We start from the raw sequence: 12,705 nt of genomic DNA, 5'->3' as shown, positions 1-12,705 counted from the left end.
ATCTCAATCATGGCACGATTAAAATCAAGAAATCGTTTTCGAAAAAGGATACTATTTCTTACCGAAACACAAGAGAGCTTGCAGCATATAAAAAGTGCTCTTATTCTAGTAGGCCTAATTCAGGCTTAGCTAAAATATGGATAGCGCAAGCGTACCCTGCAGAGGAAGTGAGATATTATGGTTCTAGGTAAACCTCAAACCGACCCAACATTAGAGTGGTTTCTTTCACACTGTCATATTCATAAGTACCCTTCAAAGAGCACGCTAATTCACGCGGGCGAAAAGGCAGAAACTTTGTACTACATCGTTAAAGGTTCTGTTGCGGTTCTTATCAAAGACGAAGAAGGTAAGGAGATGATCCTTTCTTACCTAAACCAAGGAGACTTTATTGGTGAACTTGGTCTATTCGAGGAAGACCAAGAGCGCACAGCTTGGGTTCGTGCTAAATCTCCTTGTGAAGTTGCTGAAATTTCTTTCAAGAAATTCCGTCAGCTTATCCAAGTAAACCCAGACATCCTAATGCGCCTTTCTGCGCAGATGGCTCGTCGTCTTCAAGTAACTAGCCAAAAAGTGGGTGACCTGGCGTTCCTAGACGTAACTGGTCGTATCGCTCAGACGCTTCTGAACCTTGCAAAACAACCAGACGCAATGACTCACCCAGACGGCATGCAAATCAAGATCACTCGTCAAGAAATCGGTCAAATCGTTGGCTGTTCTCGTGAGACAGTAGGTCGTATCTTGAAAATGCTAGAAGAGCAGAACCTAATCTCTGCGCACGGTAAAACTATCGTGGTTTACGGTACTCGTTAATCTCAAACTAGAGTGACGCGAACAAAATTATAAAAGCCACCAATGGCGACATTGGTGGCTTTTTATTTGTCTTGTAACCACATTAAGCTCAGAGCAACAAAAGACTAATGAGCAAGTTGGTTAGCCGAAAGGTTAACCCTAAAAGTTAGCCATTCGTACTTTCAAAGATTTTGTCCGCTGAAGCCGCCACAAAACCTGGGTACAGCTCACCGTTTTCCATCGGGTAGCGCTTAGCAAACTCGTAAAAGCCACCAGGGATAATTTCAGTGCCTTCGCTAAAGCGAACCGCCACTTTATCCGCCATGGTCGATGATTGTTCTAGCAGCACCTCAGGAGTGCCCTTCACTTCCCCGCCGTTTTCATTAATGGTAAATCCGGCCGTACGTAAGTGATCGTTTACTTGCTTCACTTCTTCGTATTCATTGAGCTGGTTAACGCTCACCGTGAAGTGGTTTGCGCCGTAACCATGCGCAGCCAACCAAGATGCATACTCACTTTCTTTAGCCAACGTTTGGTAGTCAGCAAAGCTTAAATCCCACAAGCGTCCACCATGTAAGAATGCGCTATCGTTCAGCTTGCCTGCATCGACTTGTGCCACCAGCTTTTTCACAATCTCTTGCAGCTCAGGTGAACACTCCTCAACTTTTAGCTCACTAATAAAGACTTTCGGTTGCTTCGGATCAGGGTGCTCATAGTGCTTAGCAACCAGCTTTTTACTTTCGAAAACGTAGTCACCACATGCCTGGTAGCCAATGGCTACAAATGGTTTAGCTAAGGTTTCGATACCAAGAGGCGCAATATTGAAGGTACGTAAAGCTATATGATCATTAATCAGAGGCTCATCTTCTTGAAGCAGCTGATGTACTTTCGCAGCAGAAGGGCAAAGACGTTGAATGTAATCTTGCCATAGCGATTCAAATAACACATCGGGCGTCATAACGACTCCTTGTTACGAGATGTAGAGTTAAAAGGTAAGCGGAAGTTGACTGCTCGTTCACAACGAAAAGTTGTCCAGAATAATGAACGAGCAGCCATCAACCTGTGACGGTAAATGCCAGTCAGTCAACACGCTTTTCCGAGTCTTTGCTCACTTTCCGTGTTCTGCCAACGATCACTACAACCCATACCTAAATGATTCGCCGGCAAGGTGAGCCGCAATACATGGTTGCGACTCTGTTATTAAAACTTATAGCGCCACACCTGGGCTTAATGTTGCAGGCAAGATAGTCTCTTGACCTTCCATTGATGCCATCGGGTACGCACAGTAGTCTGCTGCGTAATAAGCGCTTGGACGTAGGTTACCTGACGCACCAGGACCACCAAATGGCGCATCACCACTTGCACCTGTGAGCTGGCGGTTACGGTTCACGATCCCTGCACGAATATGGTCAACGAAGTATTCCCATTCTTGGTCGTCAGTTGAAACTAAACCAGCAGAGAGACCAAAGCGCGTGTCGTTCGCCAGTTCTACGGCTTTTTCTAGCCCTTCGTAACGCACCACTTGCAGAAGTGGACCGAAGTACTCTTCATCTGGTAGCTCAGCAATGTTCGTTACATCAATAATGCCCGGAGAAACAAACGCCGCCTCTCCTGCTTTAGCTTCAATCAAGCTTTCACCACCAAGTGATTGAAGGTTCGCTTGTGCATCGAGAATGAACTTGGCTGCGGCAACGGAGATTTGCGGCCCCATAAATGGCGCAGGCTCTGCAAATGGTTGGTCTACGCGAATATTCTTCGTCGCTTCAACCAGTTTCGTGATGAGCGCATCACCTTTCTCACCCAATGGCACGTACAAACGACGAGCACACGTACAACGTTGACCAGCACTGATAAACGCTGACTGGATGATGGTGTACACCGTGGCATCCAAATCACCGTATTTATCAGAGATCACCATCGGGTTATTACCACCCATTTCTAGTGCTAACATCTTGCCTGGTTGACCCGCAAATTGACGGTGCAATACATGCCCTGTGTTCGCGCTGCCCGTGAACAGTACGCCATCAATGCCTTTCGCATCAGCAAGCGCAATACCGGTTTCTTTCGCACCTTGGACAAGGTTGATCACGCCTTTCGGCAGACCTGCTTCTTCCCAAAGTTTCATAGCTAGCTCGCCAGTCCAAGGAGTTTGCTCGGATGGCTTGAACACAACGGTGTTACCCGCTAGTAACGCAGGCACAATGTGACCATTTGGTAAGTGACCAGGGAAGTTATATGGCCCAAATACCGCCATCACGCCGAGTGGGCGATGACGTAACACAATTTGGTTGCCCGCCGCTTCACGGCTCGCCTCACCGGTGCGGTCATGGTAAGCACGAATAGAGATTGCAATTTTACCTGCCATTGCCGCTGCTTCAGTGCGCGTTTCCCAAATTGGCTTACCAGTTTCTTTGGCAATGACTTCGGCGATTTTTTCGCTATTCTCTTTTACTTTCTCAGCAAAAGCCAACACGATCGCCTCACGCTCTGCAAATGGGCGTTTTTTCCAGTCAATAAACGCTTCACGCGCTGCAGATACCGCTTGATTCACCTGCTCTGCCGTTGCACCGTTGCCTTGCCAGATCACTTCTTGGTTGTAAGGTGACAGAGACGTAAATGCTTCACCCTGACCTTGTACCCATTCACCTGCAATCCAATGTGTCATTGTTTCTATCCTTAAATTCTGTCGTCTGTTACTGCGGAAGAAGGCGAACAAAATCCCCTTCCTCAACCAAAAGTGCATCCGCAACGTCTGGTGCGATCATGACGCTTTGTGTTTCAGCGTCATACGCCGCTTTGGTGACTGCTGCGCGGAAGTTTTCGAACGATGAGTTGCACATCAAGAAGTCTTGCGTACTGCTATGTTGTGCAATTTTCACTTGCGCACGGAACGAGTGACGTACCGATTCAATATTGCGTAAGTCACATTCAACGGTTGGACCCGCATCGAAAATATCCACGTAGCCACGGTTAGTGAAGCCTTCACGCTCAAGCAGCTTTAATGCTGGGCGAGTATTGTCATGCACTTGACCAATGACCGCTTGCGCTTCTGGACTCAACAGGTTGATGTAGATAGGCAGCTTCGGCATTAAGTCAGCAATAAAGCCTTTCTTGCCGATACCAGTGAGGTAATCCGCAAGTGTGAAATCGATGGAGAAGAAATGCTCTTGTAACCATTGCCAGAACGGCGAGTTGCCTTCGTCGTCTGAAACGCCACGCATCTCCGCAAAGATCGTTTCAGAGAAACGCTCTGGGTGCTCAGCCATCATGAGGAAACGACACTTCGACATTAGACGACCATTCAGACCTTGGCGGAATTTCTCACGCAAGAACAAGGTACAAATTTCGCTGTTACCCGTGTAGTTATTACCAAAAGTAAGCAGTTTGACGACATTATTGACGCCAAGCTTTGGTGACGAGTGCACCACTTTACTAATGTGATACGAGTAAAATGGGACATCCCAGCCGATAGATGCTTCGATTCCGGTGGTACCCGCAACCTCACCCGTTTCAGAGTCAAAGCCGACCATCAAATAGCCTTCATCACCTGGTTCTGCCACATCTGGCTTACCAAAGCTGTACTCTGAGTGTTTGATTCGATTGGTTAACAGTTCTTCGTTAACCGGTAGAGATGTAAATCCGTGACCAGACTCCACCGCACAAGTGTGCAGCGCGTCATAATCCGACATCGCGATAGGGCGAACTACTAGCATCAATACTCCCTCCAGATGCAAGAAGATCCTAACTATATTGTAGGAACAATTCCCCCATCAGAGATCCTTGACGGGGGTGTCTGCGTTGGCGTTGAAACTGATATCGCGCTTAAACTAAAGTCGCGATCGCTTTATCCAGTTTCGCCAAGCCTTCTTCAATTTCTTGTTGTGTGATAACGAGTGATGGTGTGAAACGTACGACATTGGCACCCGCAACCAATACCATGAGACCTTGTTTACCTGCAGCGACAAGAACATCACGTGCGCGGCCTTGCCATTCTTCATTCAGTGCAGCGCCAAGCAATAGGCCTTGACCGCGCACTTCTGAGAAGATGTTGTACTTAGCATTGATCTTCTCTAGACCTTCGCGGAACATCGCTTCGCGTTCTAGCACACCAGCCAACACTTCAGGCTTAGTAACTTCGTTCACAACTGCTTCTGCTACAGCACACGCGAGTGGGTTACCGCCGTATGTTGAACCGTGCGTACCGACTTTCATGTGCTCTGCTAATTTTGCAGTAGTCAGCATTGCACCGATTGGGAAACCGCCACCGAGTGATTTCGCGGTGCTTAGAATATCAGGTGTAATACCTAAACCTTGGTAAGCGTAGAAGTTACCTGTACGACCATTACCGGTTTGCACTTCATCGAAGATCAGTAGCGCGTTGTGTTTGTCACACAGCTCACGTACTGCTTGAGCAAACTCAGGCGTTGGTGGCACGATACCGCCTTCACCTTGTAGCGGCTCCATCATCACCGCACATGTGCGATCAGACATGTGTGCCTGTAGTGCTTCGATATCATTGTAAGGTAAGTGGGTAACGTCACCAGGCTTAGGACCAAAACCGTCAGAGTAAGCCGCTTGACCACCAACCGTTACGGTGAAGAACGTACGACCGTGGAAACCTTGTTTGAATGCAATGATTTCTGATTTCTCAGCGCCATGTACGTCAGCAGCGTAACGACGTGCCAGCTTAAGTGCCGCTTCGTTCGCTTCTGCGCCAGAGTTAGCAAAGAATACGCGCTCAGCAAAGCTCACTTCTGTTAGCTTTTTCGCCAGACGAAGTGCTGGTTCGTTCGTCATCACGTTACTTAAGTGCCAAAGCTTATTAGCTTGCTCTGTTAATGCATTTACCATTACTGGATGACAATGGCCAAGACAGCTCACTGCAATACCACCAGCAAAGTCGATATATTCATTACCTTCCTGATCCCAAACACGTGAACCTTCACCTTTAACAGGGATCATTTCCATCGGGTTATAGCAAGGTACCATTACCTCATCGAATAAACCGCGCTCTACTTTAATTTCCGTTGTCATTGCACATTCCTTCTTGATACCGCATGCGTAGCAGATAAGCGAATTTAACCGGCGCTCTTTGCCAGCAAATAATGTTTTGCATTTAAGCTATTGCGGCATTGTATTTACATTTAATTAACCATTTCAATAGTGATTTATTCTTTTCGTTCTCGAAAGCAACTTCCATTAATCACTGCTTATGACTATTTATGCATCAAGAAAGTAAAATAGAGAAGCGATTTTTTATAAATGTTATGTAATACAGGGGATAGAAGGTTTAAAAAGACATGAATAGACAAAGAGGCCAGAATGAACCGCATAGTTTTGCAATCCACTCACCTCGGCAAAAAGATGAATAATTTGTTAAGAAAAGTGATCGCGATCAGATCGCTTTACGTGCTAAAAAGTTCGCGAGCAACTCGTGACCTTGCTCTGTTTTGATCGATTCTGGGTGAAACTGCACTGCGTCAATTGGCAGAGTTTTATGTTGGTAACCCATGATTTCGTCCATACTTCCATCCGGCAGCTCAGTCCATGCGGTCAGTTCAAACACATCGGGTAACGTACCGTTTTTCACCACGAGAGAGTGATAACGGGTTACGGTGAGTGGGTTATTCAGGTTTTTAAACACACTGCGACCATTGTGACGAATAGGTGACGTTTTCCCATGCATTACTTGTCGAGCGCGCACAACTTCCCCACCAAACACTTGCGCTATCGCTTGATGACCAAGGCAAACACCCAATATTGGAAGCTTACCAGCGAAGTATTCTATAGCTTGTAGAGAGATACCTGCCTCGTTTGGCGTACACGGTCCAGGTGAGATCACCAAGTGAGTTGGGTTCAACGCTTCAATCCCTTGAATGTCGATTTCATCGTTACGCACGACTTTTACACTAGCGCCAAGCTCGCAAAAGTATTGGTAGAGGTTGTAAGTGAAAGAATCGTAGTTATCGATGATCAACAACATAGAGTGTCAGCTGCTCCAATCCGTTTAGGCAAGACTTAAGAGATGATTGTCTGGTTTGCGACAATTAAGGGCGGTATTTTGCAACACCAAACTAGAAAGGCAAGTCTTTGTGCAATAAAAAGGCCAGCATCGGCTGGCCTTTGGTCTTTACAGCTGTATTTTAGGAGATAAAGGCTTAGTTGCGGCGACGTACTAAGCCAAGTCCAAGCATCGCGAGTAGCGCGCCAAAACCAAACGAACCACCATCTGAGTCCTTCGAACCTTCTGCACCCGTTTCAGTTTGCGTCATTGAGACATCACGAACAGAGCTAAACTTAACGACGTTGCCTGTCGAGTCTGTCACTTTCTCTTCTAACTGGTAATTACCTTGTTCTGGCGCTTGTTCAAACTCAATATTCACGCTGCGTGCGTCAATGTCAGTTTGAGTCAAGGTTTGGCTAGCCGAGTAAACTTTTGCATCACTGCTTGTCGCGGCCGCTTGCGTAGATGCTGTTAAGTTCACTGTCACAATATCGCCCGCAACCGCAGTTGGTGGTAGACGTACATCAATAGCTAAGTTTTCACCCGCTTTCGGTAAATCGATATCATCATCTGGCAAATCAATAGCAATAATCACTGGATCATGATCAGACGCTGAGAACGCATCTTTGTACTTCGGCATGTCACCCGTGTATTTGCTGCTGTATTCAAACAAGTTACTTTCTAGTGAGTTGATGTGCCAATCTTCAATCGCCACCACTTTTTGCGCTAAACTGCTGCTTGCCAATGCATGGTCCAAGTTCCCCAACTCACCTGAATAGGTGTACGAGAACGTATCAGCGCCATGCAGCAAGGTGTTTAAATTGTGCAGACCGTAGCCTTTTTCAATCTTGGTTTTCTCTACTTGAAGCTCACCGCCACCAATGGTTGTGTAAGCGGCAGTGTAGATATCACGGCCGTATTTCTCTTGTGAGTAATCAGTGAGGGTCAGTAACGGATCTTCTTTGCCGTAAGCGTTCAAATCGCCCATAACGAGCACATCGCCATCAATATCTTTCAGCGCTTCACCAACGACTTTCGCAGCAGAAACACGGAAGTTGTTGCAGTTACCTTGCAGATCCGCGGGTTCTGAGTCTTCTACACCAGCAATCCACTCTTCAATACATTCAGAACCTTTCGATTTAAAGTGGTTCACGACCACTGAAAGATCTTCGCCAGTCTCTTTCACTGTAAAGGTCTGTAATAAGCTATGGCGTTGATATTTGTCGTATGCAGGGTTACTTTCAGTGCCCTCTTTACGAGTAATGGTGTTCTCTGCAATATGTTGCTCTGGCGTCACAATGACTTTTGCTGCTTCTTTTGGTGTTACTGCGTTAGCACGATATAAGATCGCCACCATGATCGCATCACTGCCAAAGTATTCCTCTTGGTATTTATCTTGCTCTTCGATTTCGACATACGTGTAATGATCTTCCACGTCATCAATCTCAGCGTTTAAAGCATCAACCAAGTTTTGGATAGCACTACCATCACCAAAGCCGTTGTTTTCCACTTCCATCAAGCCAATGATGTCCGCGTCCATCTTATTCATCGCTGAAACGATTTTCGCTTGCTGGATCAAGAACTCATCAAGGTTTGTTGCGCCACGATTTTGCCCGGTTGGGTTGTCGTGCCCGCTGTCAGCAACCGAAGTGAAGTAGTTAAGAACGTTGAAGCTCGCTACTCGTAAATCAGAATCGGCTATGGCTGGCGCCGCTTTACGCGCAACGTCAAAGTCATCACCTGACGTGACAAAGTTGCTGCTATCGACTTCATTGGTCGCAATTAGGCGGTACTCGTTGTAGCTGTAATTCACCACACCTTGCAGGCCTTCGACACGAGAGCCTAGGCGAATGTGCTGCTCTGAAGAGCCATTTTGGTCAAGGTCTTGTGCAAACGTTGGGAAATATGGGATTTGACCATTTGGCGCTTTGCTATCCGATTCCAAGTAAATACGGTTGGCCGCATTCTCTTTGGCAAGGGCAACCGCAGCGTCACTCTCTGCTGCATGCAATTGAGTCGGCTTAAACAACGGTGCTTCATGAGACAACATCATGTTGTTGCGTCGAGAGTCATAATCGTAAGAAAAGTTACGAGTAACGAAAAGTTCGCTAGCCGAGCTGAGCTCAACTTGCATACCTTCATGACGCTCTAGTGCATCACGTAGTGTTTCCCCTTCCTTAATCGTTAACGGAGTAACCAAAGAGGCGTTTGATGTGCCTGTTTTTACATAACTGTTTGCATCAGAAGAAAGCTGAGTGTTGCTGTAGTACTCTTGTACTTTCCCTTTCACACAAACAACATCACCAGCTTTCAGCTCTGTATCTGCAACATCGGTGTGAATAAACAAACCTTCAGATGTCTTGTCGTTGCCATCATTCTCAAGTGCTTGCAGGTAGAAGCCTTTAGTTAAGCCTGTTGTTACCGCACTGACCACACCAGTTACGAAGTGATCTTCGGTCGTGATGTAAGGGTAACCATCAATAAATGGAGAAGAAGCACCTTCACCTTGAATCTCTTGGATGGTGGTAAAGGCTGGTTCTTGTCCATCTACTTCACAAGCAAATGGCGCAGGTGGCTCAGTTGTATTTAATTCCCCTAAACCATCAATATTATCTTTAGGTAAGGCTGTCCACTGAGTGGATTGGTAGGTAGTTGAAGGTGTAAGCGCATCACTGTTACGAACTAACGTGGTGTCTTTAGCGAAATCCACGTCCCCCATCACACCTAATATATCGTGCACTTCCCCATCTTTAAGAAGTGCCAACGGATCGTCGCCGTTAAAGTTCGCTACATTTTTATCAGTGTAATCCGCAACCGCCTTTATTGCTTCGCTCGCATCGCCATGAGCAAGCACATACACTTGCTTCGCTTGTAACGTTACGTCACTAAGATCAAGAGTGCTGCCCCACGAGCCGCCACCATTCGAAGATTTTGCTAATTCATAGCCTGTGAGTGTCACCGCAGTATCACCTGTATTGGCGATCTCGACCGCTTTATTATAAGCGCCGCCTTCCACATACTGGGAAATAATAATCTCTGCGTTCGCGTTTGCGCTAAGTGCACTGGCGATGGTTAGTGCGAGTATTGAGGGTTTGATTAACGTGTCCATTGTCATACCTGATATTTATGTAAATGCAAACTTAGCTCTGATCAGAGCCTACCATTTGCGTCTACTATCAGGTTTATTTATGAAATAAATAAGAATGAGCAATTAAAGCCGTGAAATGAATCACATGTGAATGTAAGAAAATATGCCAGAACATCCCATTCAAACATTTTTTGTAATAAATACAGAACACTATTGATAAACAAATCAAAATTTAGATTAATTACTCAGTTTATTTTTTCACTTCATGTTAAGGAGTAGAAAATACATCTCTCGTGAAGTGGCTTATTAACCAAGCTCACTTTGTTATAAATGAAAATATAATTAATCACTAATTTAGAAAGCTTTGATTTTCATTTTTATAGCCATGTCTAAACTTAAGTCACCTATTATTCGCTCGACTTTTTCTTACGCATGACCCTCATACTTCAAAATTTTCATCATTTGCTCAATAACTTCTCCTTATTCACTAGCCAAATTCATACACAAAATATATAACACCTGCGCGAGACATTAAGATCTCATTAGCTGTAAACCCAGGAACGATAAATGAAAAAAATTCAACGCAGTGCGCTAGCTCTCTTCTTACTTGGCTTGATAACGGGATGTCAATTGACCGCCAGTGAGCCACTTCAACCTACCGCGAATCAAAACATCATCGAATCAGCCAAAAATGAGCTGGATGGAATTGAAGAGTTAGAAGTCAGTGACGAGGGTGTTATTACTTTTACCCAGCGTCTAAGAACACCAGGAACCTACTGGATCCCAGCAAGAATTAAAGAACTTAGCTACGATATATCATGCGTGCAGCTCAGTTACTTCATTGATAGAGGCATGGTGGTGAAGTCCGCCTTTTTAGGTGCTCGAGGACGTGTTGAATATTACGATATGGAACGTTGCATGAAAGACACGCCATTCCAGTAAAAAGCATAAAAAAAGCTCCACTAACGTGGAGCTTTTTGTAATCTATTCTTAGCAACTATGGGCGAGCGACAAAGCCTACCGCTTTGTATGCTTTCATCAGCGTTTCAGCGGCGCGAGCCGATGCTTTTTCTGCACCTTGCTGCATTACCTCATCCATGTAAGCACGATCAGCGCGAATACGATGGTATTCTGCTTGAATTGGCTCAAGCATTGCTACAACCGCCTCACCAACATCTTTCTTAAATGGACCATACATTTCTACGCCTTTGTACTTGGCTTCGATATCTTCAAAGCTCATTCCTGTCGCCGCAGAGTAAAGTCCCATTAGGTTCGCGATACCCGCTTTGTTCTCGATATCATGGCGAATGCTTGGTGGGGTTTCGGTGTCTGTTTGCGCCTTGTTGATCTTCTTGATGATCGACTTTGGCTCTTCAAGCAGAGTAATCACGTTCTTACGGTTATCATCTGACTTCGACATTTTCTTCGTCGCGTCTTGAAGACTCATCACACGTGCATTGACTGTTGGAATGTACGGCTCAGGAACGGTAAAAATCGGACTCTCTGGTGAGTAGATGTTGTTAAAACGCGTTGCGATATCACGTGCTAACTCAAGATGCTGTTTCTGGTCGCTACCAACTGGCACTTGGTGTGCGCCGTAAAGCAAAATATCTGCTGCCATCAACACAGGGTAATCAAACAGCCCCACGTTTACGTCATTCGCGTAACGTGCCGATTTGTCTTTAAACTGAGTCATACGGCTCAGCTCACCCATTTGCGTGTAACAGTTAAGAAGCCAACCAAGTTGAGCATGCTCTGGTACGTGTGACTGAACAAATAGCGTGCTCTTCTTCGGATCAACACCAACTGCCAGACAAATTGCCAGTGCATCTAATGTCGCTTCATGCAGTGCTTTAGGATCCTGACGAACCGTAATCGCATGAAGGTCTACTACACAGTATTGGCAATCATAATCGTCTTGCATCTGCTGCCATTGACGTAGAGCACCCAAGTAGTTACCGATACTTAGTTCACCTGACGGTTGAACACCACTCAATACAATGGGTTTGCTCATTAGAATGATTCCTTTGACTTCTTAATCTAATTAAAATGAAAAACCGTGCGGCTTTTAGCGCACGGTTTACTCAGTGTACTCATTAACAAGTATTTTGGAAGATCTTTTGTTGCCGTTATGCAGAAACAGCGACGACTTCCAGTAATTCCGCGAGGCGGTTCGCCACTACGTCAGGGTTCGAAGCTGAAATGGGCTCGCCGTGGTTATAACCGTAAGTTAAACCAAATGAAGCACAACCCGCATTTTTCGCCGCCAAGATATCGTTTTTCGAATCCCCAACCATCAGCATCTCTGCTGGTTTTACCTGGTGCTTTTCCATTAGCCAGTTCAGCGCCACCGGGTTTGGTTTTTTATCTGGAAACGCGTCACCACCTAATACGTCTACGAAGTACTTGGCGATGTCATGCTGCTCTAGAATTTCTGGTACGAATTTCGAGGGCTTGTTCGTCACAATCGCCATCGTAAAACCAGCTTGGTGTAGCTCTTCAAGCGTCTCTTTTACTGTTGGGTAAAGGTGACTTAGCTTATGGCCGCTTTGCTTGTAGTATTCATCAAACAGCTCACGCGCTTTAGCACGCAGCTCATCACTCAAATCACTGCTGATGGTCATGCTTTGGCTTAATGCACGTCCAATCAATATATCTGCACCATTACCAACGTAATCACGCACCTGCTCTTCTGATACAGAAGGATAGCCTAACGCCTGAACTGCTTGATCGGCCGCTACGGCAAGATCTGGCACGCTATCAAGCAGTGTTCCATCCAGATCAAAAGCAATCAATTTAATATCTTGTTGGGTCATAAATTCCC

General features: G+C 45.7%; 10 protein-coding genes. 2 read left to right on the top strand and 8 right to left on the bottom strand.

All coding sequences use genetic code 11. The annotated features are described in order from the left end of the window. Window positions 1-177: 177 nt before the first annotated feature. The gene (crp, locus tag VEA_RS03520) at window positions 178-810 is read left to right on the top strand and encodes a cAMP-activated global transcriptional regulator CRP (RefSeq protein WP_005381432.1); all 633 of its coding nucleotides are present in this window, start codon (window positions 178-180) and stop codon (window positions 808-810) included. 145 nt (window positions 811-955) lie between these two features. Here crp and VEA_RS03515 read toward each other — a convergent pair whose 3' ends face one another. The 6 genes from VEA_RS03515 to VEA_RS03490 all read right to left on the bottom strand — a co-directional run bounded on the left by VEA_RS03515 (window position 956) and on the right by VEA_RS03490 (window position 9,902). After that, window positions 956-1,747, bottom strand: coding sequence for a DUF1338 domain-containing protein (locus tag VEA_RS03515; protein ID WP_005397681.1), 792 nt, complete (start codon window positions 1,745-1,747; stop codon window positions 956-958). 249 nt (window positions 1,748-1,996) lie between these two features. Next, a complete protein-coding gene (gene astD, locus VEA_RS03510) occupies window positions 1,997-3,454 on the bottom strand; it encodes a succinylglutamate-semialdehyde dehydrogenase (protein ID WP_005397684.1) in 1,458 nt (485 codons plus the stop codon). Between the two features lie 28 nt (window positions 3,455-3,482). Next, window positions 3,483-4,502: an arginine N-succinyltransferase gene (astA, locus tag VEA_RS03505; RefSeq protein ID WP_006742982.1), complete on the bottom strand. Its 1,020-nt coding sequence runs from the start codon at window positions 4,500-4,502 to the stop codon at window positions 3,483-3,485. A 109-nt stretch (window positions 4,503-4,611) separates the two neighbouring features. Then, window positions 4,612-5,823 (bottom strand): aspartate aminotransferase family protein, encoded by a 1,212-nt coding sequence (locus VEA_RS03500; protein WP_005397689.1) that lies wholly within the window; start codon window positions 5,821-5,823, stop codon window positions 4,612-4,614. A gap of 361 nt (window positions 5,824-6,184) precedes the next feature. Further along, window positions 6,185-6,772 carry an aminodeoxychorismate/anthranilate synthase component II gene (locus tag VEA_RS03495; protein WP_005397690.1) on the bottom strand — a complete coding sequence of 196 codons (588 nt, stop codon included), beginning with the start codon at window positions 6,770-6,772 and terminating at the stop codon, window positions 6,185-6,187. Between the two features lie 175 nt (window positions 6,773-6,947). After that, complete coding sequence (locus tag VEA_RS03490; RefSeq protein ID WP_012841337.1) at window positions 6,948-9,902, bottom strand: ExeM/NucH family extracellular endonuclease; 2,955 nt, start codon at window positions 9,900-9,902, stop codon at window positions 6,948-6,950. Window positions 9,903-10,448: 546 nt separating this feature from the next. On the opposite strand from VEA_RS03490, the gene VEA_RS03485 reads away from it, so the two are divergent. After that, entirely contained in the window at window positions 10,449-10,823 is a 375-nt protein-coding gene (locus VEA_RS03485; RefSeq protein ID WP_012841336.1) for a hypothetical protein, read from the top strand. Window positions 10,824-10,878: 55 nt separating this feature from the next. On the opposite strand, the gene trpS is transcribed toward VEA_RS03485, so the two are convergent. Further along, window positions 10,879-11,895, bottom strand: coding sequence for a tryptophan--tRNA ligase (gene trpS / locus VEA_RS03480; RefSeq protein ID WP_006742985.1), 1,017 nt, complete (start codon window positions 11,893-11,895; stop codon window positions 10,879-10,881). 115 nt (window positions 11,896-12,010) lie between these two features. Beyond that, entirely contained in the window at window positions 12,011-12,697 is a 687-nt protein-coding gene (locus VEA_RS03475; protein ID WP_012841335.1) for a phosphoglycolate phosphatase, read from the bottom strand. Window positions 12,698-12,705 lie beyond the last annotated feature (8 nt).

This window comes from Vibrio antiquarius (genome assembly GCF_000024825.1).
GTDB classification, from domain to species: Bacteria; Pseudomonadota; Gammaproteobacteria; order Enterobacterales; family Vibrionaceae; genus Vibrio; species Vibrio diabolicus.
This window is presented reverse-complemented; position numbering and strand designations above follow the sequence as displayed.